This is a genomic window from Streptomyces sp. NPDC111656 (genome assembly GCF_055656965.1).
On sequence record NZ_JBVKCA010000047.1, the window covers coordinates 1 to 19149 of the forward strand.

A 19149-nucleotide genomic window follows, 5' to 3' on the forward strand; every position below is an offset into this window, starting at 1 on the left:
CTACCCGCCGAAAATCGCCCTGTCCAAACTCGTCAACTCCCTCAAGGGCGTCAGCTCCCGCTACCTGCGCGCGGAGTACACCGGCCGGATCAACCGGACCGGCACCGGGTCCGTGTTCTGGTCCCCCTCCTACTTCGTAGGCTCCTGCGGCGGCGCAGCACTGAGCATCGTCAAGGACTACATCGACAACCAGAAGCGACCAGCCTGACCGTCACCCCGCAGACGCAGTGATCTCCGGCGCTTCGCGCCTCCGGGCCGAGGATCGCATTCCCGCCCGGCCTGAAGGCCGGGATTCCCTGCGAAGAATCAGAGGATGGCGTCCAGTCCAGTCCGAGCCCGTCGCGCGTGCCCGGCGGGGCGCCGTGGTCGGCAGGCACTTCGACCGTGCGCTGGAGCGATGACGACGGCAGCCTGCGCAGCTCATCTTTGACTGATCCCGTCCGGCGTCTTGTGCCGCCGCCCGATCCGACGGCTACTGCTGAATACCTGTTTCCGGACACTCTCCCTGGGAGGCCAGTTGGCCCGGCATGGAAGGGTGACCGTCGTCCGCGTGGGCGGCACTATCCGGTTCGGATTCGGTTGCCGTCGAGTTACTCAGTCAAGGACCGCGAGGTGGTCGGCGGCGCCGCCGTGCCACTCGATCATGAAGAGGGTGGCGTCGTCGCTGGTGTGTCCGCCCCGTTCCCTCTTCAGGGTGTGGGAGAGCCGGCGCAGATCCGCCCGTACCCCCTGTGACGGCTCTTCTCCCAGGCGGTTGACGCAGTGGATGAGGCGTTCCTCGCCGAACGGCTCGCCGCCGGTGACGTGTTCCTCGATGATGCCGTCGGTGTAGCACAGCACCCGGTCACCCGGCTGGAGCAGGTGCTCTCGGATCCGGGGCAACTCGCCGCCGAAGCCGACGGGCAGCGTCGTCGCGCTCTCCAACTGCCGCTCGACCCGGCCTTCGCGGATCAGCAGCGGCGCGGGGTGGCCCGCGTTGACCAGCTCCAGCTCACCGGTGGCGATGTTGATGTGCATCAGCTGGGCGGTGACGAAGTGGTCGGGACCGAACTGCCGGGAGATGGCGTCGTCCATGAACGCATACTTCTCGGCCAGGCTGACGAACACACGCCGGGCATGCCGGTAGGCGCCGATGGCCACGGTCGCCATCACGGCGGCGTCCAGGCCGTGGCCCATCGCATCGATCACGGCCATGTGCAGGATGTTGCCGTTGAGTGCGTAGTCGAAGCTGTCGCCGGCGACCCGGTAGGCGGGCTCCAGAACGCCGGCCACCGCGACCTGCGGCAGGGTCATCGTCAGCGGCGGCAGCAGGTTCCACTGGATCTCCGCGGACACGCTCATCGGCTCCCGGCGCCGGGCCAGGAAGAACTGGTCGGTGTAGGCGTTCTTGGTGACCAGCATGTCGGCGACCAGGCCGGCGAGCCTGCGCAGCAGGCGCCGGTCGTCGTCGCCGACGGCGTCCAGGGTCAGGGCCATCACCCCCACCTGGTCGCTGCCGTCCAGCAGCGGCAGATACATCCGCACGCTGCCGTGGGCCTGCGGCACCTCGACGACGTTCTCGCTCAGGAAGGCCCGGCCGGCGGGGGAATCGGCCATCGGTTCGGGCTGGCCGACGTGCAGCTTCCTGCCCGCAAGCGGCACCAGCACCTCCTGCGCGTAGTCCTGCAGCAGGATGGAGACGTCCCGACCACCGATCCCGGCCACCTCCTCCGCGATCAACGGGGCGATCAGCTGCGGCGGCATCAGCCGCGCCCGATCCAGCAGCAGACCGAGCAGCCGCTCACCGGAACCCTCCGACCGGTCCACGCTCTCCTCGCCCATGACCCGCCTCGCCACCTCCTCCCTGCCACCAATACCGGTCACCGCCTCCGCACAACCTGAACCTGGGAAAGCCGCAGGAGCGGCTCATTAGGCCATGCGCAGCATGTCGGCCCGCGCTGTCCGCGCGGAGTGATCAGGCGACCTGGGCCAGCGAGGCCGCCGTCCCGGCTGGCGGTGAGGGTCGGCCACGGGCCAGTCGCCTGGTCGCTAGAGATCCAGAAGGAGGGCTGAGAAACGGGCGATCAGCCGGATGCGCATCCGGCTGATCGCCCAGGTCGACGCGGACGGTGCCCGGCGGGACACCGCGGTGGCGTACGGCCAGTGCGAAGGGTGTGGGACAACAGGCCTGGAAGTCCTGGCGGTTGGAGCAGCACGGGTCTCGCCTCCGCGGCGAGGTCGCAGGGGTCAGGAGACGCGCAGGAGTGTGGTGGCGGGGCGGATCGCGCCGGGCCCGAACTTGGCGCGGATGCGGTCGCTGACCTCTTCGGCGGCCAGCCGGGCCTCGCGCGCACCGTCGAAGCTGATCTGCTCGGCGACCTGGTCGGCGGCGATCAGGTCCTCGCCCTTCAGCGTGATCCCGGTGAGGCGGCCGCGCTGGAGTCCTGCCGCGTCGATCAGCCGGTAGGCCAGTGTGCGCAGGTCGTCGTCGTGTGCGGAGGCCTCTGGCAGCCGGCGGGTCTTCTCCCACGTGGTGCCTCCGGCGAAGCGCAGGGTCAGGGTCAGGCCGCGGGCCGCCTGGCCCCGGCCGCGGAGCTGGAGGGCGAGGGTGATGACCAGGTCGAGCAGGGCCGCTCTGACGGCGGCGCCGTCCAGGGTGTGCCGGGGGAAGGTGCGGCTCACGCTCGCGGAGGCGGGCAGGGCGCGCGGGGTGACGGGGCGGGGGTCGATGCCGCGGGCCCGGTCGGCCGCCTGGCGTCCGGCCCGGCCGCCCAGGAGGCGCTGCACGGTGGCGGGCGGGATCGCGGCGAGCAGGCCGACGCAGTGGACGCCGTAGTCGCGCAGGGTCTGGGCCTGGCGGGGGCCGATGCCGTGGAGGGCTTCGACGGGCAGCGGTCCGAGCCAGTCGGCCGCCTGGCCGGGGTCGACGGCGAGGACGCCGCCCGGCTCGGTGATCTGGCCGGAGGCGGTGGCCGCGACGGTGACGGTCGGGCCGATCCCGACCCGCACGTCGACACCCAGCCGGGAGATGGTCCGCACCCGCAGCACCTCCCCCAGCCGACGCCCGTCCACGCCGTGGTAGCGCAGCGCGCCCTTCAGCTCCACCAGGGCCGCCGTCGGGGGCAGCGCCTGGACGACCGGGGACAGCTCCGCGAGCTGCTCGAGGACCTGCCGGTAGACGTCCTCCGGCAGCCCGTCCGGGCAGCGCACATGCATCACGCTCGACACCCGCCGTGCCTCCGTCCCTGCCTCCACAGCACCCACCTCCTCCACCCCACATTATCGAACTAGAATTCGAACACGCGAGAGGGCGAGCCCGGCCGCCTGTGGATCTAGAATCGGAAACATGTTCGACGACCTGCCGCCTGACCTGGCACGACTGCTCACCCTGCGGGTGTGGCACGCCATGTGGCTGCAACGCATCGACACCAAGATCGCCGACCTCCAGAAGCGGGAAGCCGAACAGGAACACGGCCGGAACAACCGGCCGCAGGAGCCGGACTGGATCGTCGAACTCAGCATCGGCAACGGACGCCCGCCCATCGAGGTGCACATGGGCGGCTGCTACGCCGCGGGCAAACGACGACGCCCCGTCCCGCGCGACGAAGCGCGCCGGCTCCTCACTTCGGGCGTGCGCGCCTGCACCCACTGCAAGCCCGACGCCCAGCTCCGCATCCTCGACTGACCCGCCACAGACGGCACCGCGCCCTCGGTCATGCGTTTTCCATCCGCGGGACGTGGTTCCTGATGCCGACGATGCACGCATGGCCGGACGGGACCAGAGCCCGATCCGGCCGGACGAGGCCCTTGGCCGTCGGCGTGGTCAGCGAGTATGCCCTCCGCTGACGTATGACGATATGCGAGTCGTTGGGTTTCGGTCTGACCGCCGGTCCCTGATGCGGGCGCCTGCCTCGCACGCTTCTCCAGTTCCGGCATGGATCACGCGCGCGGGCGCCTGAGCAGCCCACCCGTAAGGCAGGAAGGTCGGTTGGGTGTCGGAGTTGCTCGGTAGAGGCGCCGCCCAAGCCCTGACCGTCGCCGTCACCGGTCCCGCCGGGGACAGGCTTCTGGCGGCAGTTCGCGGATCAAAGGCAGCCGCTGGTCAGGCACCGAAATGCCCGTCCACTGTTCAGTGGTTGTCGTCGCCGGCCTGGCGGAGTTGGTCGGCGTGGTGGGTGATGGTGGCGATGCGGGCTGCGAGGTCGGGGTGGTTGGGCTTGAGGTGTGTGTGGGTGTCGGCGAGTGGATCAATGAGGTTGGCGGCGTCGTTGTCGGCGAGGGCGTCGGCGAGCCGGGCCAGAGGTATGCGGGCACGAGTGGGGAGGTCGGTGAGGGCGGAGATCTGGCCGGCGAGTTGGCGTAGTTCGGCGGCGTTGGTCCGGGCCCAGGCGGTGATGGTGCGGTCGGCGGCACGGCGGTTGCGGGTGGCTTGTACGCGTTGTTCGCCGGTGGTGCCGGGTGTGCCGGGGCGTACGCGCAGGTAGCGGCGTTCGGCGGCCTGGCGGCTGGCGACGCCCAGGGGGTGGGCGAGGTCCGCCCAGCTGGAGCCTGCGGCGCGGGCTGCCTCGATCAGTCCAGGTTCCCATCCTGCGAGTTGGTCGCGCAGTTCACGCAGCAGGAGGAGCGCGGCCAGGGCCTGGTCCGCACTGGCTTGTCCGTCCTGCGGGTGCGCTCCGGTCTGGGGGGTCTGGGCGGTGCGGACGGCTTCGTTGATCGTGTTCAGCGCTGCCGCAGCGGCGAAGAACGAGGTGGGGTCACGGGGCGCGGGCGAGGCGTTCACGGAGATCCTCTCAAGACTGTCACCCTTCGGACGACACTTCACTTGTCATCGTTTGGATGACATGTTACAACGGTGTCAGACGAAGCGCATTGGCAGTTCCTGCCAGACTTGTGGAGGTGTTTTCGCGATGTTGATGCGCACCGACCCGTTCCGCGAACTCGACCGGCTCGCCCAGCAGCTGACGGGTGTGACCGGTACCTGGTCCAGGCCCTCGGCGATGCCGATGGACGCCTACCGTGAGGGCGAGGAGTACGTGATCGCCCTCGACCTGCCCGGTGTCGCGAAGGACGCGCTCGACATCGATGTCGAGCGGAACATGCTCACCGTCAAGGCCGAGCGCCGCCCGGTCGTGAAGACCGACGACGTACAGATGGAGCTCTCCGAGCGGCCCCTGGGTGTCTTCTCCCGCCAGCTGGTGCTGGCCGACACCCTGGACACCGAACGCATCACAGCCGACTACGAAGCAGGGGTGCTGACCCTGCGGATCCCGATCGCCGAGCGCGCCAAGCCCCGCAGGATCGCGATCGGCGGGGAGTCCGAGCACAGGCAGATCAGCGGCTGAGGAGCCAGTTCCCCGGCCGCGCCGACGGCGGAGGACGGGCGTCGACATCCACCTCTGCTCCCGTCCTCCGCCCTACGTCCATCACACAACGACGTAAAGGGGCCGTGGTGGCCATGCGATGGGAAGCATTCCTCGACCACGTGCAGGAACGCGGCGAGTACACCACACCCCAGGAAGCCGAACGGGCCGCGCGTACCGTTCTGGCGCTGCTGGGCGCGCATCTGGTGGGTGAGGTCCGGGCCGAGCTGGCCGCCCGGCTCCCGGAGACCTTCGCCCTGGTTCTTCTCAACCCGCTGCAGGCCACCGAGCCGCTCCCGCCGGAGCGGTTCCTGCGGGCCACCGCGGCGTGGATCGAGGGAGCCACCGAACAGACCGCGGTCTGGGACGTCAGCGCCGTGCTGAGCGTGACCGCCGATGCGGCGGGCGAGGAACTCACCCGCCGCATCCTGCTCCAGCTCCCCCCGGGCTACGACCTCCTCTTCGGCCGTCCCGAGCGCGCCTGAGCCCAGGAACGCGTGACCCCCTCATCAATTCAGCAGGGCCGGCCGACACTCACCCCCGCCGGCCCTTCCCCACCGGCGCAAACACCCTTGCACGAGAAAGGCAACCACTCCCGATGCTTCCGCTGCGTGAACCGGCGACTGCCCGACCCGGCATGACGTTTCAGCAGATGCTGGAAAGGATCCGGTACGAAGGCGCGTATCCGACCTGCGAGCGGGCCGAGGACGTCACGCGTGCCGTGCTGGGGGCCCTGGGCCGTCAGCTCACGGGCGACGAACGCGTCGACCTCGCTTCCTGCCTCCCCACCGAGGCCGCCCTCGTGTTCACCAGCCCGATCCCCGACCTTCAACCACTCACCGGCTGGGGCTTCGTCAAGAACCTGGCCACCCGCACGGGTACCACCCCCGCGACCGCGCGCTGGGACACCGGAGCCGTCCTCGCCGTCGTCGGCCGCCTGGCCGGCCCCGGTCTCCTGGACCGCATCCTCGCCCAGCTCCCGTCCGGATACGCGCTCCTGTTCGGCCGCGCCGAACTCATCCAGGCCGCCTAACGGGCAGGACCAGGCCCCGCGCCTAGAGTCACCCAATTCACGTGACCGTCCACACCGGGGCAGCTGCGATGGCTGAGGACGCGGTTGGAGCGTGAAGAGGCTCCGGTGACGTCATCGCCGGAGCCCTGCCATCGGGCTGCTGTTGCCTGCCGGCCAGGGCCGTCATGCGGCTGGCGGCCGTGTGAAGCCCACGGCGAACCCTGCCTCCGCCTTCCCTCCCCCAATGACGCCAGCCAGTACAAGAGCGCAGCTGATCAGGGGGCGCAACGGCCTGCTGTCGAGGCAGCTGAATACCAGACCGGCAGGCGGAGCTGCAGGTCTTGGCCGTCTCAGGGCGCGGCTGTTGGGTTCGCTGATTCGGCAGCGCGGCGGTGTTCGGCGTTGATGCGCTGAGCTTCTTCGAGCTGGTCTTCGAGGATGATGATGCGGCAGGCGGCCTCGATGGGGGTCCCCTGGTCGACGAGTTCTCGGGCGCGGGCGGCGATGCGCAGCTGGTAGCGGGAGTAGCGGCGGTGTCCGCCCGCCGAGCGGAGCGGGGTGATGAGGCGCGCTTCGCCGATGGCGCGGAGAAAGCCTTGCGTGGTGCCGAGCATCTCGGCGGCCCGGCCCATGGTGTAGGCGGGGTAATCGTCGTCATCGAGCCGGCCGTACGAGTCGTCTGCTGTCATTGCACCTCTCTGTGGAACGCCTGGAGGGGCCCCGGTGCCGTATGGCACCAGGGCCCCGAAGGAACTGCTACACCATCTGCCGGCCCTGATACTGCGCCGGCCTACTTGTTCCGCACACCCACCCGGGAGAAGGCGGGGGAATGCGGGGATCGCGGTTGCTTGACCGGAGACCACCTCACTATCGATGTCCTGCGGTACCCGGGTTCAACGCTTCGGCCCGGGCGATCCTGATGGCGCTTGGCTCCTCCGTTCTTCCCTCTGGGATCAACCACTTACTAAGCGGGGACTGCGTACTGCTGGTGATGCGCACTGCTTTGTACTACTGGTGATGCGAACTGCTCAGCGGCCTGCGACAGCGCCACTCTTCGGCAGCCAGCCCCGTCGCCCGTCCTGCGTCTGCTCTGGCTTGGAACCCCACTGCCGAACTTCCCGGTGCGCGCGTCCGCAGCCGACGCCTTCACCGAGGTACTGCTCACTGACTTCACTGCTGGGTACTGCGAACCGCACTTACGGGTACTGCCACTGCGGTACTGCTCACGGCGGCCCCTGATAACTGCGGGCCACCCGGTCCGGCCGTCAGCCCCGTCGCCGTCCTGCAACCACCCTGGCTTCGGAACTCCACCACCGCACCGTCCTGCCAACTGCAACTGCGGTACCGCTGCCCGGCAGTTCGTGTCTGCCCGGCCCTGCTATCTCTCTGGGCTACGAGAGAAACCATAACCAGGCCACCACTCAATGTCTACTCTGGCCAACACAGATTTTCGCGCGCTTGGCAGCGAGATAATCGACCTCGTACAGCGGAAGGGACAGGAGCAAACCGTCACCGCCGGGTTACGGGCCACAAGCGGGGCACAAGCACCCGCCGCAGGCGACCCTCCCCGATCTACTCGACGGAGAGCCTGGCGGACCCCTTCACAACAGGCGCGGTGCCGGGGAGAAGGCCCACCACGGAGCCACAGACGACACCGCGTCTCTGCTCCCCAGTCCTCACGGGACTTCGGCCTAGGCACCCCGCTGCCGCCGGGCCGGCTTCTTCACCGCCGCGGTCTTCTTCACCGCCGCGGTCTTCTTCGCCGCCGCGGTCTTTTTGGCGGGCGCCTTCCCCGCCGTCTTCCCGGCCGTCTTCTTCTTGGCCGTCGGCATCTCGTGGACCTCGGCCTCGCCGGCGTCCTCGCCGCGCGCGGCCTGGGCCTTGCGGACGCTCTCCTGCAGGGCGGCCATCAGGTCGACGACCTTGCCGCCCGGCTCCTCGACCTCGGTGCTCGGCTTGGGCGGCTGCCGGCCCTCGGCCTTCGCCTCGATCACCGCTTCCAGGGCCTCCCGGTATTCGTCCCGGTAGCCGGAGATGCCGTCCGTCGTCATCGAGTCCACCAGCTGCAGCGCCTCGTCGATCTCGGAGTCCGTGACCGTGATGTCCTTCGGCCCGAGCTCGGACGGGTCGCGCACCTCGTCGTCCCACTTGAGCACGTGCGCGACCAGTGCCCCGTCCCTCACCCGCAGCAGCACCAGGCGCTCACGCCCGTGCCACGCCAGCTTCGCGACGGCCACCTTCGTGTTGCGGGCCAATGCCCGGGCGATCAGAACGTACGGCTTCGCCGCGACCTGGCCGTCGAACTGCAGGAAGTAGCTGTCGCCGCTCAGCCGCACCGGGTCGATCGACACGGCCGGCACGAACGCGACAATCTCGATCGCCTTCGCGGTCGGCAGCGGCATCTGCTCCAACTCTTCATCCGTGACCGCGACCAGCGTGTCCTTGGAGACCTCGAACCCCTTGCCAATCTCACCCGCGGACACCTCGCGGTCCTCCGCCTCGCAGAACTTGCGCACGCGCACCCGGCCCAGGTCCTCCGTATGGACCTGATGGAAACGGACCGAGCGGTCCTCGGTGGCACTCATCAGCTTCACCGGAATGGTTATCTAGATCCGGCTCTTGGATGGTGGCAGCCGCTGTGTGATCCGGTCGAACAAGTCCGTCAGCGGCTCGCCGACGTCCTGGCCGAACTCGGTCAGCCCGTAGGTGACTTGGGGCGGCGTCGTCGGCTCGACCTCCCGCCAGACCAGGCCGTCCTGGACCAGTGCGCGCAGTGTCTGAGCGAGCATCTTCTCGCTGATGCCCTGGATGCTGTCACGCAGCTCGTAAAACCGAAGGTCGTTGCTCCGCAAGGAGATCAGCACCCAGATGCCCCACCTGCTGGTCACGTGGTCGACCACGTCGCGCGCAGGGCAGTCGGTGTGAAACACCTCATACCGATGGCCCGTCTCGGCCTGCGTCAGCTGCGCGCCTTCCCCCATGCCCGGAGCTTACCTCTGGGTATGTTCTTACGGAAAGTAAGCCCGACTCCTAGCGTCAATTGCCGCAGTGCACAACGGACTAGGAGCTGAACATGATCGTGGTGACCGGGGCTACCGGGAATGTGGGCCGGCCTTTGACGCAGGCCTTGGCCGAGGCGGGCGAGCGGGTGACAGCGGTGTCGCGGCACGCGGCGGCGGTGCCGGACGGGGTCCGGCACGTGCCGGCTGACTTGGCCGAGCCGCAGGGTCTCACTCCCGCGTTGGACGGGGCGAAGGCGCTGTTCCTCCTGCTGTCCGGCGACCTGCACGCCCCCGAAGCCAGGCCGACCGACATCATCGACCTGGCCGCGGCCAGCGGGGTCCGCCGGGTCGTCCTGCTGTCTTCGCAGGGCGTGGCGACCAGGCCGCTCGGCCCGTCGCGGATCGCGATGCGCGCGGTGGAGGACGCGTTGAGAGAGTCCGGCCTGGACTGGGCCGTCCTGCGACCGGGCGGCTTCGCCTCCAACGCCTTGGCCTGGGCGGATTCCGTCCGCACGCAGGGGATGGTCGCCGCACCCTTCGGCGACGTCGGGGTTCCGGTCGTCGACCCGGCGGACATCGCCGAGGTCGCGGCGGCCTGTCTGCTGGACGACCGGCACACCGGCGGAGTCTTCGAGCTGACCGGGCCCGAGGTGATCACGCCGCGTCAGCAGACGGAAGCCGTCGCCGCCGCGCTCGGCTCCCCGGTGCGGTTCCACGAACTCACCCGCGAGGAGGCCAAGGCCGCAATGACCCAGTTCGTGCCGCCGGAGCTCGCCGACGACACCCTGGACATCATCGCCGCCCCGAACCCCGCGGAACTACGGATCAGTTCGGACGTGGAACGAGTCCTCGGCCGCGCCCCGAGCCCCTTCAACGACTGGGTCGCCCGTAGCATCGCCGCTTTTCGCTGAGGCACAACCAGCTGAAGCGACCGGGCAGCTTCGTGCGACTACGGCCGCACGGGGCGCCCCCGTAGCGCCACCTCCCACCACCGGCCAGAAGCCAAGAGCCGGAGCGGCCTGACGGAGTCCTGCTGGTGTCCGGCGCCGGAGATCTGTTGGCAGAAGCGGGCGAGGGAGTCGAGGATCCCCTCGACTGTTTCGGTCCAGGTGAACGGGGTCGAGTTCTCGTTCCACCGGCTTGCCCCAGGCGCAGATCTCAGCTTCCAGGAAGAGGGGCGATGTCCTGAGGACGGCCTTCCGCAGGCCAGCCGCCCACCCCTCGTGGCCGGTCCGGGGATTCGGACGCAAACGTGAGACTGGCCGGCTTGGACACGGCGTGAGACACCGGGTCCAGGCACAGGTCACAGCCTCCGTACAGGCCACGAACCGCGTGCGGATGATCGTCGGATGGCAGCTTTCCACCCACACGCACCGAACTCCCTCTGGATGCCCTGGAGATGGCGCTGTGGCGGCGCGGCATCAAGAAGGGCTCCGGCCTGATTCATCACAGCGGCAGGGCAGTCGACCCGGGGTGCGGGGCTTCGCTGCCCCGGTACACGCGACCGCGGAGACGGCCGGCCCGTCCATGGCCGGCCGGCTCCGCGTCCGGTCACTCCTCGGCGGCGGCGAGGGCAGCCAGTTCGCGGTCGACCGCCAGCTGGTGCGCCTCGGCGTCCTCACGCGCCTTCTTCGGGCTCCAGCGACCTGCCATCACGAAGACGAAGGGCAGGAAGAGCACCTGGCCGCCGACGCAGATCCACCACCAGTTGCGCCACTCGCCGGGCCCGTCCTTCGACGCCTTCTGGACCTCGGGGCCGTACTCCTGCAGCAGCTTCAGCTGCGGCGCCGCCTTCTGCACGACACCCAGGTCCTGCGCGCCGACCTCCTTGACGGCGCGGGCGCCCAGCGCGGGCGGCACCGTGGCCGGGGTGTACTTGTTCAGTTCGGCGAAGAGCTGAGGGTGCGCGTTGACGATGGCCAGCGCGGGCGCAGCCTGCACCGAGGCGGCCTTGACCTCGGCGCCGTGCTCCACGAGCGGGGTCACGGAGGTCACCAGCACCGGGATGAAGGCCGCGGAGACGGCGACCACGATGCGCACCGTCCACCCCCACACCGCCAGGCCCGCCGCAGTCGCCGCCGGGTTGTGCTTCTCCACGGTCTCGGTGAAGCTCGCCATCCAGGGCGCGTAGGCGATGCCGCTGAAGACGCCGATGCCGATGAACAGCCAGGCGAAGGTGTAGTAGTCGGTCGTCAGGTGGGTGGCGCGGGTGGCGAAGACCGCGGTCACCACGACGGAGCCGACCGCGCCGACGATCATGAAGGGCTTGCGCACCTTCAGCCGGTCCGAGAGCAGGCCGACCAGGACCAGGGCGATGGCGTTCGCCCCCCAGTACCAGTTGGCCAGCGCGTTGGTGCGCTGCTCGCTGTAGCCGAAGGTGGTCGCGAAGTAGACGACGAAGTTGCCGACCGCCGCGTAGTACAGCAGCAGGAACACGGCGATGGCGAAGGCCGAGCCCAGCACGTCCAGGCGCATCATCTGCCGCCACTCGCCGCGGCGCACCGCCTCGGTGTCCAGTCCCTTGGCGCGCGCCTCGACCAGTGCCCGGTCCCGCAGCGACACCATGGTCTGGTCGCGCAGCGCCGGGGACAGCTCGCGCAGCGCGAAGATCGCGACGACGAAGACGACGAACCCGGCGATCGCCGAATAACGCAGCTCGTCCTGCCAGGTGGCGCTGTCGAGAGTGTTGCTGGTGACGGTGGTGACCACCAGAGAGCCGATGACCGGGCCCATCGTCCAGTACCCCATCGCGGTGGCCCGGCCGAGCTGCGGGGAGAAGTCCCTGATCAGCGCAGGGGTGGCGACCAGCACGATGCCCTCGACGAAGCTGACGAGCGAGAAGAGCACCAGATAGGTGGTCTTGTTCGCCGCGTTCGGCAGCCCGAAGAAGACCAGCAGCGCGGCGATCAGCAGCCCGTAGACCACCAGATTCGCCCGGCCCCAGCGATCCGCAAGACCGGCCACGAGCGAGGCGAAGGCCCCGATCGCGTTGCCGATGACCGAGACCCAGACGAAGTAGCGGTACGTCATGTCGAAGTGCGTGATGATCGACGTCGCCACCGCGTACTGGATGTACAGCATGTAGTACAGGACGACGGTGGTGATGACCACAATCGCGAGATAGGCCATGCGGCGACCGGTGGGCGGGTAGTCCGCCAGGTCTCGGCGGTACAGCCAGGCCAGCGGGCCGCGGGCGTCCACGGCGGGCCCGTCGGGCGTGGGTCTGCCGGCGTCGAACGCCGTTGGAGTGGCGGACATACGGTTCCTCCTGGGGATACGGAAACCGGGTGTTGGTGTCGGGGCGACGGGGGCGCGCTGCGCCCGGCTCCGAGAGCGTGGCCAGAGGCTAGTACCGACTAGTCGGTATGCCTAGGGGTCTGCGCAAGGTTATTCACCCCGTTCATCACCCGGCCGCCGACGGGCCCCAGCGGAGCCGTCCAGAGCGACGGGCAGATCCGCGGCCGCACCATGACCCTGCTCATCGCCGGCCACGTCGCCACCGCCGGCGCTGGCGACGATGCAGTTCAGGTGGGGGGGCTACCGGCGGCGATCTTCGCTATGTCATCTGGCAGTTCGGGATCTTTCGCTCCCCCTCAAAAAAGGCCCTGGAGTCCTAGCTCAGACACCAGCCGCAAAGTAGGTCGCGGGTAGCCGTACGAGCCCCGTTTCCCCGTCCTGGGCGTCGTCGTTGGTCTGATCGAGTGATCGAGGCCAAAGGGGCGGGGTGCGGCAAGAGTGGTCGCTAGAGGAGCTGTTGGCGAACTGGACGCTGGTAGACGGCGACTGGGACCTCGTGGCGAACAAGAGCGGGAGGACCCGGCTCGGCTTCAGCCTCTTGCTGAAGTTCTTCGAGCTGGAAGGCTGGTTCCCCGATGTGCTGGAAGCGGTTCCGCCAGCTGCGGTGGAGTACGTCGCCGATCTGGTGAAGGTCCCGACTACCGACTTCGCGAAGTACATGCTGGTCGGCCGGACTGCGGAGTACCACCGCAAGCAGATCCGTGAGGCCCTTGGGTTTCGACCGTCGACGGTCGCGGACGAGAAGGCGCTGGCCCGGCTGGCCGTGGAGGTCTGTCCGGTCGAGCTGGTGGAGGACCGGCAGCGCGAGGCCCTGCTGGTGGAGTGCCGGGCCCGGAAGATCGAGCCGCCGGGCCGTACCCGGGTCGAGAAGGTACTCGTCGCGGCGCGAGGTAGGTGGGAGAGGACGTTCTGCGCTCGCACGATCGGCCGCCTCGGCGAGGCGGGCACGGCCCGGCTGCTGTCCATGGTGGCCGAGGACAACGAGGTGGGGACCGCCCTGCTGGCCGCGCTCAAGCGCGACCCGGGCGCGGTCGGCCTGGACTCCCTGCTCACCGAGATCACCAAGCTCAACGACGTGCGCAAACTCGGGCTGCCCCGACGGACTGTTCACGGACTGCTCGGAGAAGCTGGTGGCCGCCTGGCGGGCACGGGCGATCAAGATGTACCCCTCGGACTTCCGCGACACGGCGGAGGACGTACGGATCACCCTGCTCGCAGCGCTGTGCTCGTCCCGGCAAGCGGAGATTACCGACGCCCTGGTCGATCTGCTGGTCGCTCTGGTCCACAAGATCAACGCACGTGCCGAGCGGCGGGTGGAAAAGCAGTTCACCGCCGAGCTGAAGAAGGTCCGCGGCAAGGAGGGGATCCTCTTCAAGCTGGCGACGGCCGCCGTCGAAAAGCCCGACGAGGTCGTACGCCGGGCCCTTTTCCCGGTGGTCGGGGAGAAGACGCTGCGCGAGCTGGTGGCCGAGGCGAAGGCGAACGAGAAGGTCTTCAAGGCCAAGGTCCGCACCACCCTGCGCTCCTCCTACAGCTCGTACTACCGGCAGATGCTGCCTCCGCTGCTGAACACCCTGGGCTTCAAGTGCAACAACACCGCCTACCGGCCGGTGATGGACGCGATGAAGCTGCTGAAGAAGTACGCCGACGTCGACGGCAAGACCCGCTTCTACGACGCCGGCGACGAAGTGCCCCTGGACGGCGTGGTGCGCAAGGACTGGCGCGAGGCGGTCGTCGACGACAAGGGCAAGGTCGAGCGCATCCCGTACGAGCTGTGCGTTCTGGTCGCGCTGCGGGACGCGGTCCGGCGCCGCGAGATCCACGTCGAGGGCGCCGCGCGCTGGCGCAACCCGGAGGACGACCTGCCCGGCGACTTCGAGGCCACCCGCGCCGCGCACTACGCCGCGATCCGGCAGCCGCTGAACCCGCGGGCATTCATCGCGGACCTGAAGGAGCGCATGGCCGCGGGCCTGGACCAGCTGTCCCGCGCGCTCGCGTACGGCTCGGCGGGCGGGGTGAAGGTCACCACCCGCAAGGGCGAGCCGTGGATCACGGTTCCGAAGCTGGAGCCGCTGGCCGAGCCCACCGGCCTGGCGGCCCTCAAGGAAGAGGTCGCACGCCGCTGGGGCGTCCTCGACCTCCTGGACGTGCTGAAAAACGCCGACTTCCTCACCGGCTTCACTGAGGAGTTCTCCTCAGTGGCCGCGTACGAGCGCATCGAGCGGGACGTCCTCCAGCGCCGCCTGCTGCTGGCCCTCTTCGCGCTGGGCACGAACATGGGCATCCGGGCGATCGTGGCGACCGGCGAGCACGGCGAGAGCGAGGCAGCGCTGCGGCACGCGCGCCGGCACTTCATCACCGTCGACAACCTCCGGGCCGCCGTCACCAGGCTGGTGAACGCCACCTTCGCCGCCCGCGACACCGCCTGGTGGGGCCACGGCACCGCGTGCGCGTCGGACTCGAAGAAATTCGGGTCCTGGTCCTCGAACTTCATGACCGAGTACCACGCCCGCTACGGCGGCGACGGCGTGATGATCTACTGGCACGTCGAGCGGAAGAACGTCTGCATCTACTCTCAGCTCAAGAGCTGCTCGTCGTCCGAGGTCGCCGCGATGATCGAGGGCCTGCTGCGCCACTGCACGGACGCCGACATCGAGTCGAACTACGTCGACACCCACGGCGCCTCGGTGGTCGGGTTCGCCTTCACCGAACTGCTCAACTTCCGCCTCCTGCCGCGCCTGAAGAACATCGGCAGTATTCGCCTGTACCGCCCGGACGACACCCCGCCCGGCTGGCCGGCGCTCGGCGCCTCGCTGACGAGGCCGATCCGCTGGGAGCTGATCGAGCAGCAGTACGACCAGATGGTGAAGTACGCGACCGCGCTCCGCCTCGGAACGACGGAGGCGGAGCAGGTGCTGCGGCGCTTCACCCGCGGCGGCCCAAGCACCCCACCTACCAGGCACTCGAAGAACTCGGCTGAGCCGTGCTCACGATCTTTGCCTGCGACTACCTGGCCAGTCCCGGCCTGCGCCGCGAGATCCACGGCGGGCTCCAGGTCGTGGAGAACTGGAACAGCGCGAACACCGTGCTCCACTACGGCAAGGACGGCGCCCTGACCGGCCCCGACAAGGAGCACGCCGAGACGTCGATGCTCGCCCTGCACCTGCTCCAGTCCGCGCTCGTGCACGTCAACACCCTGCTAGTGCAGCAAGTCCTGGCCGAACCGGCGTGGGCATCGAAGCTGAGCGACGAGGACCGGCGCGGCCTGACCGCGCTGTTCTGGTCGAAAGTCAACCCGTACGGCACGTTCCGCCTGGACATGGACAAGCGCCTCGATCTGGGGTCGGCCACCGTGGTGCCCCGCCCTCGCACACCGACGCATCAGGCCGCCCGATCAACCTCGAAATCACGCTGAGGGACTTCCAGGGCCTGGCCGACCACTTGGGGACCATCGGCGAGCCACCCCGGCGTGATCGGAATGTCCGGGCGTGGCCAGGCGGCAGCAGCGTTCCGTTGCATGGCCGGCGGTGTGCCTACTTGTCGGTGATGAACGGTGCGCGGCCGATCTGGGAGGAGTCGGTGAGCTGCTGGAGGTAGTACGCGGCGGCGTTGGCCCGAGAGAGGCGCAGTCCTCCCTTGTCGCCGACCTTGCGGACGTTGATGGAGGCGGTCTTCGGGCCGTCGGAGAGCCAGGGGAAACGGACGATGGTCCACTTCAGTCCGGACTCGCGCACGATGTGGCCGATGGTCACGATGGCGTTGTACGCGTCCGGCGCGAACTTCTTGATGCCGGTGACTGTGAGGCCGACCTTGAACTCCTTGCCGTCGGCCGCGTCGGGGATGCTGGGTGTGCCCATCGCCACCAGCCGCTCGACGCCGTGTTCGTGCATGGCCGCGACGATGTGGCGGTAGCCGGTGACCAGCGGCGGGGCGTCGACCTTCTTGGTGGTCGGGCCGAGCGTGCTGAGGACGGCGTCGCTTCCGCGTACCGCCTCGGCGATGGCTGCGGCGTCGTCGAGCTGTCCCTGGACGGCGGTGAGTCGCTCGTGCGTGGGCAGTTTCGAGGGGGTGCGGGCGTAGGCGGTGACCTCGTGGCCCGCGGCCAGGGCCTGGTTGATCAGGAGCAGGCCGGTGGGGCCGGTGCCGCCGAAGACGGTGACGCGCATGGGGTTCATTCCTTCACAGCATGGAGAGGTTGGTTCGGAGAGATCGGTGGTGTTGACCGCGTGACGCGCGGCGCGAGTCAGGCGGCCTGCTGGCCGATGTCCTTGGCCAGTCGGCGGGCCTGGTCGTGTGCCGTGGCCAGGGATGCCTCGTGCAGCGGGATGAGGCCGGCCATCGCCGGGACGTCGGGGGCCATGGTCAGCTCGGGGGTCACCGAGGTCACGTCGAGTCCGAGCGTGTGGGACCAGCCCAGGATGGTCTCCAGCGTGGGGACCAGGTGGTCCCTGCCCTCGTTGGGGGCGCCGGGGCCGTATCCGCCACCGCGCGCGGAGACCACCACGGCCGGGCGGCCCGCAGTGGGGGCGCCGTTGGCGAAGTCGAGCGTGCGGCCGTCGACCATGATCTGGTCCAGCCACGCCTTGAACACCGACGGCATCGAGAGGTTGTACATCGGCACGGTGAACAGGTAGGCGCCGGCGCCCAGGAACTCGTCGATGAGTTCGTCCTGGAGCCTGGCGGCTTCGGCCTGTTCCGGGGTGTGGCGGGCGGGGTCGGTGATCCGGGCGAAGATGCCCGCCGCGGAGAGGTGGGGTACAGGCGAGGCGGCGAGGTCGCGGTGGACGACCGGGCCCTGCCATTCGGCGCGGAAGGACTGGGCGACCTTCCGGGAGACCGATGCCTCGCTGAGCGAGGAGGCGTCAATGTGCAGCAGGTGCGACATGGGGGACCTTTCAAGGGTGAGCCGAAGCCGGTGGGCGGCGGGGCGGTGAGATGGGTGAGCGGCGGCGGAGGTCAGGCGAGCTCGGGGACGGCACAGCCGTCGGGGCCACAGACCGGGGCGTCGCCGGCTGCGGGCGTGACCGGCTGGGTGTCGGTCCAGGCCGTGCGCAGTACGTCGAGCAGGGTGTCGCTGTCCTGAGCGCCGGGGACGCCGTAGCGGCCGTCGACGACGATGAACGGGGCCCCGCTCGCGCCCAGGCGCTGTGCCTGGCGGGCATCGTCCTGCACCTGCTGCCGGTAGTGGCGCCGGTCGAGGACCTGGCGGGTCTGCTCGTGGTCCAGGCCGAGTTCGTCCACGAGCTTGAGCAGGTCCTCCAGGGAGAAGACGGGCTGGGCCTGGCCGAAGTAGGTGCGGAAGATCGCGGTCCATGCCTCGCGGTTCTTGCCCTGGGCAGACGCGTGGGCGAGGAATTCGTGGGCCAGGTCGGTGTTGCCGACCTGGTTGTCCAGCACCCGGTACGGGCTCAGGCCCTCGCTGTGCGCAAGCGCCTCGATCTGCCGGGCCGCCGCCTCGGCCTGGCAGACGTCCATGCCGTGCTTGCGCAGAGCAGCGTCACGAACGGAGAAGGTGCTCCCCACGGGGAAGCCGCTGCTGAGCGGGAAGGAGTGGTGGACCACCTCTACCTCGTCGGCATGCTCGAACCGTGCCACGGCTCGCTCCACACGGTGGCTGCCCAGACCGCACCACGGGCAGGTCACCTCAGACCAAATGTCCACCTTCACCATGGACCTCCAATTCCTACGACTTGTGCGTAACGCCATGATGGACCAGTATGGAAGCCGCTACAAAAGGCACATCCGTGTGCGTGCCGGAGAGGAATGTGTGTCATGGGGACGACCAGCGAGGCCGACATCGTGGGGGCTGCGGCGATCGGGCCGTGCGCGGCCATCCCCGCAGACCAGATGGCATTCATCCGGCAGATCCTGGACCGCATCGGCGACAAATGGAGCCTGCTGCTGATCGCCGTCCTGGAGTCCGGCCCGCTGCGCTACACCGACCTGCAACGTCAGGTCCCCGGCATTTCCCAGCGCATGCTCAGCCTCACCCTGCGCCAGCTCCAGCAGGACGGCCTGATCACCCGCACCGCCTACGCCGAAGTGCCCCCGCGTGTCGAGTACACCCTCGCCCCGCTGGGTCGTGGCCTGCACGAGATCGTCACGTCCTTGATCGGCTGGGCCGCCGACCACCACGACGAAATCCGCGCCAACCGCGACCGCGCCGCAACCCTCGGATCCTGACGGGCATGACACCCGGGGGCGGGGCATGTTTCATAGGTGGTCGCTCATTGTCCTGTCTCTGTGATGTCCGGGCAGTCTCGGAGATCTCCGGGCATCTGAGTTGACGTCTCACCGATTCGCGGGACCAGCCGCGTCTGGCTCACGAAGACTGTGAAGTCGTCTGCGGCGGAGATCGAGTATCGGCTCGGCAACCACGAACGCGTCCCCACACTCATCGCCAACTGGGCCAGCGCAGTCGCGACGGAACTATGCGCACAGAGCTCAGCGTCCATCCCTGACATACAAGATCACGGATGACGACGGAGACCCGGGACAT

The 19149-nt window shown here is 69.0% G+C and carries 19 protein-coding genes and 1 pseudogene; 10 read left to right on the top strand and 10 right to left on the bottom strand.

Features of this window, described 5'->3' with window-relative positions; translation table 11 throughout:
- Positions 1-208 (top strand): IS200/IS605 family transposase (tnpA, locus tag ACZ7M3_RS51585; RefSeq protein WP_472073604.1); only part of this gene is annotated, 208 nt, incomplete at its 5' end.
- Positions 209-594: 386 nt separating this feature from the next.
- Here tnpA and ACZ7M3_RS51590 read toward each other — a convergent pair.
- On the bottom strand, positions 595-1821 hold the full coding sequence (locus ACZ7M3_RS51590) for a PP2C family protein-serine/threonine phosphatase (protein ID WP_472073606.1): 1227 nt from the start codon (positions 1819-1821) through the stop codon (positions 595-597).
- Positions 1822-2226: 405 nt separating this feature from the next.
- A complete protein-coding gene (locus ACZ7M3_RS51595) occupies positions 2227-3195 on the bottom strand; it encodes a DNA polymerase Y family protein (protein ID WP_472073631.1) in 969 nt (322 codons plus the stop codon).
- 130 nt (positions 3196-3325) lie between these two features.
- Here ACZ7M3_RS51595 and ACZ7M3_RS51600 point away from each other — a divergent pair, with 130 nt between their 5' ends.
- A complete protein-coding gene (locus ACZ7M3_RS51600) occupies positions 3326-3664 on the top strand; it encodes a DUF6233 domain-containing protein (protein WP_472073608.1) in 339 nt (112 codons plus the stop codon).
- 444 nt (positions 3665-4108) lie between these two features.
- On the opposite strand, the gene ACZ7M3_RS51605 is transcribed toward ACZ7M3_RS51600, so the two are convergent.
- Positions 4109-4759 (bottom strand): type III effector protein, encoded by a 651-nt coding sequence (locus ACZ7M3_RS51605; RefSeq protein WP_472073609.1) that lies wholly within the window; start codon positions 4757-4759, stop codon positions 4109-4111.
- A gap of 127 nt (positions 4760-4886) precedes the next feature.
- Between ACZ7M3_RS51605 and ACZ7M3_RS51610 the strand changes: the two genes are divergently transcribed.
- The 3 genes from ACZ7M3_RS51610 (at position 4887) to ACZ7M3_RS51620 (ending at position 6372) form a co-directional block, all read left to right on the top strand.
- Positions 4887-5321, top strand: a complete 435-nt coding sequence (locus tag ACZ7M3_RS51610) for an Hsp20/alpha crystallin family protein (RefSeq protein WP_472073611.1) — start codon at positions 4887-4889, stop codon at positions 5319-5321.
- A 113-nt stretch (positions 5322-5434) separates the two neighbouring features.
- Entirely contained in the window at positions 5435-5824 is a 390-nt protein-coding gene (locus ACZ7M3_RS51615; RefSeq protein ID WP_472073613.1) for a DUF2267 domain-containing protein, read from the top strand.
- A 113-nt stretch (positions 5825-5937) separates the two neighbouring features.
- Positions 5938-6372 carry a DUF2267 domain-containing protein gene (locus ACZ7M3_RS51620; RefSeq protein WP_472073615.1) on the top strand — a complete coding sequence of 145 codons (435 nt, stop codon included), beginning with the start codon at positions 5938-5940 and terminating at the stop codon, positions 6370-6372.
- Positions 6373-6701: 329 nt separating this feature from the next.
- On the opposite strand, the gene ACZ7M3_RS51625 is transcribed toward ACZ7M3_RS51620, so the two are convergent.
- The 3 genes from ACZ7M3_RS51625 to ACZ7M3_RS51635 all read right to left on the bottom strand — a co-directional run bounded on the left by ACZ7M3_RS51625 (position 6702) and on the right by ACZ7M3_RS51635 (position 9332).
- Entirely contained in the window at positions 6702-7040 is a 339-nt protein-coding gene (locus tag ACZ7M3_RS51625; protein ID WP_472073617.1) for a helix-turn-helix domain-containing protein, read from the bottom strand.
- A gap of 1002 nt (positions 7041-8042) precedes the next feature.
- Positions 8043-8957, bottom strand: a complete 915-nt coding sequence (gene ku / locus ACZ7M3_RS51630; RefSeq protein WP_472073633.1) for a non-homologous end joining protein Ku — start codon at positions 8955-8957, stop codon at positions 8043-8045.
- On the bottom strand, positions 8958-9332 hold the full coding sequence (locus ACZ7M3_RS51635) for a winged helix-turn-helix transcriptional regulator (protein ID WP_452979681.1): 375 nt from the start codon (positions 9330-9332) through the stop codon (positions 8958-8960).
- Positions 9333-9424: 92 nt separating this feature from the next.
- Here ACZ7M3_RS51635 and ACZ7M3_RS51640 point away from each other — a divergent pair, with 92 nt between their 5' ends.
- On the top strand, positions 9425-10264 hold the full coding sequence (locus ACZ7M3_RS51640) for an SDR family oxidoreductase (RefSeq protein WP_472073619.1): 840 nt from the start codon (positions 9425-9427) through the stop codon (positions 10262-10264).
- Between the two features lie 640 nt (positions 10265-10904).
- Here ACZ7M3_RS51640 and ACZ7M3_RS51645 read toward each other — a convergent pair.
- Positions 10905-12611 (bottom strand): MFS transporter, encoded by a 1707-nt coding sequence (locus tag ACZ7M3_RS51645; RefSeq protein ID WP_355312481.1) that lies wholly within the window; start codon positions 12609-12611, stop codon positions 10905-10907.
- A 466-nt stretch (positions 12612-13077) separates the two neighbouring features.
- On the opposite strand from ACZ7M3_RS51645, the pseudogene ACZ7M3_RS51650 reads away from it, so the two are divergent.
- The 3 genes and pseudogenes from ACZ7M3_RS51650 to ACZ7M3_RS51660 form a co-directional block, all read left to right on the top strand.
- Positions 13078-13473 (top strand): annotated as a pseudogene (locus ACZ7M3_RS51650) (DUF4158 domain-containing protein); the annotation flags it as partial.
- 307 nt (positions 13474-13780) lie between these two features.
- Complete coding sequence (locus ACZ7M3_RS51655; protein WP_472073621.1) at positions 13781-15766, top strand: Tn3 family transposase; 1986 nt, start codon at positions 13781-13783, stop codon at positions 15764-15766.
- A complete protein-coding gene (locus ACZ7M3_RS51660) occupies positions 15688-16065 on the top strand; it encodes a Tn3 family transposase (protein WP_472073635.1) in 378 nt (125 codons plus the stop codon). Before ACZ7M3_RS51655 ends, ACZ7M3_RS51660 begins: the two co-directional genes overlap by 79 nt.
- Before the next feature lie 118 nt (positions 16066-16183).
- On the opposite strand, the gene ACZ7M3_RS51665 is transcribed toward ACZ7M3_RS51660, so the two are convergent.
- From ACZ7M3_RS51665 to ACZ7M3_RS51675, 3 genes are all read right to left on the bottom strand, one after another.
- On the bottom strand, positions 16184-16816 hold the full coding sequence (locus ACZ7M3_RS51665) for an NAD(P)-dependent oxidoreductase (RefSeq protein WP_472073623.1): 633 nt from the start codon (positions 16814-16816) through the stop codon (positions 16184-16186).
- Between the two features lie 77 nt (positions 16817-16893).
- Complete coding sequence (locus ACZ7M3_RS51670; RefSeq protein WP_472073625.1) at positions 16894-17535, bottom strand: FMN-dependent NADH-azoreductase; 642 nt, start codon at positions 17533-17535, stop codon at positions 16894-16896.
- Between the two features lie 71 nt (positions 17536-17606).
- The gene (locus ACZ7M3_RS51675) at positions 17607-18356 is read right to left on the bottom strand and encodes a DsbA family oxidoreductase (RefSeq protein ID WP_472073627.1); all 750 of its coding nucleotides are present in this window, start codon (positions 18354-18356) and stop codon (positions 17607-17609) included.
- Between the two features lie 66 nt (positions 18357-18422).
- On the opposite strand from ACZ7M3_RS51675, the gene ACZ7M3_RS51680 reads away from it, so the two are divergent.
- A complete protein-coding gene (locus tag ACZ7M3_RS51680; protein ID WP_472073629.1) occupies positions 18423-18833 on the top strand; it encodes a winged helix-turn-helix transcriptional regulator in 411 nt (136 codons plus the stop codon).
- Positions 18834-19149: the final 316 nt, after the last annotated feature.

Bases quoted from the DNA above. Each gene is read 5' to 3' on its own strand.
- ACZ7M3_RS51610 (WP_472073611.1), top strand. From the start codon at position 4,887: ATGTTGATGCGCACCGACCCGTTCCGCGAACTCGACCGGCTCGCCCAG.
- ACZ7M3_RS51635 (WP_452979681.1), bottom strand. From the start codon at position 9,332: ATGGGGGAAGGCGCGCAGCTGACGCAGGCCGAGACGGGCCATCGGTAT.
- ACZ7M3_RS51680 (WP_472073629.1), top strand. From the start codon at position 18,423: ATGGGGACGACCAGCGAGGCCGACATCGTGGGGGCTGCGGCGATCGGG.
- ACZ7M3_RS51590 (WP_472073606.1), bottom strand. From the start codon at position 1,821: ATGGGCGAGGAGAGCGTGGACCGGTCGGAGGGTTCCGGTGAGCGGCTG.
- ACZ7M3_RS51600 (WP_472073608.1), top strand. From the start codon at position 3,326: ATGTTCGACGACCTGCCGCCTGACCTGGCACGACTGCTCACCCTGCGG.
- ACZ7M3_RS51595 (WP_472073631.1), bottom strand. From the start codon at position 3,195: ATGCATGTGCGCTGCCCGGACGGGCTGCCGGAGGACGTCTACCGGCAG.
- ACZ7M3_RS51620 (WP_472073615.1), top strand. From the start codon at position 5,938: ATGCTTCCGCTGCGTGAACCGGCGACTGCCCGACCCGGCATGACGTTT.
- ACZ7M3_RS51640 (WP_472073619.1), top strand. From the start codon at position 9,425: ATGATCGTGGTGACCGGGGCTACCGGGAATGTGGGCCGGCCTTTGACG.
- ACZ7M3_RS51675 (WP_472073627.1), bottom strand. From the start codon at position 18,356: ATGGCGTTACGCACAAGTCGTAGGAATTGGAGGTCCATGGTGAAGGTG.
- ACZ7M3_RS51665 (WP_472073623.1), bottom strand. From the start codon at position 16,816: ATGCGCGTCACCGTCTTCGGCGGCACCGGCCCCACCGGCCTGCTCCTG.
- ACZ7M3_RS51615 (WP_472073613.1), top strand. From the start codon at position 5,435: ATGCGATGGGAAGCATTCCTCGACCACGTGCAGGAACGCGGCGAGTAC.
- ACZ7M3_RS51625 (WP_472073617.1), bottom strand. From the start codon at position 7,040: ATGACAGCAGACGACTCGTACGGCCGGCTCGATGACGACGATTACCCC.
- ACZ7M3_RS51670 (WP_472073625.1), bottom strand. From the start codon at position 17,535: ATGTCGCACCTGCTGCACATTGACGCCTCCTCGCTCAGCGAGGCATCG.
- ACZ7M3_RS51645 (WP_355312481.1), bottom strand. From the start codon at position 12,611: ATGTCCGCCACTCCAACGGCGTTCGACGCCGGCAGACCCACGCCCGAC.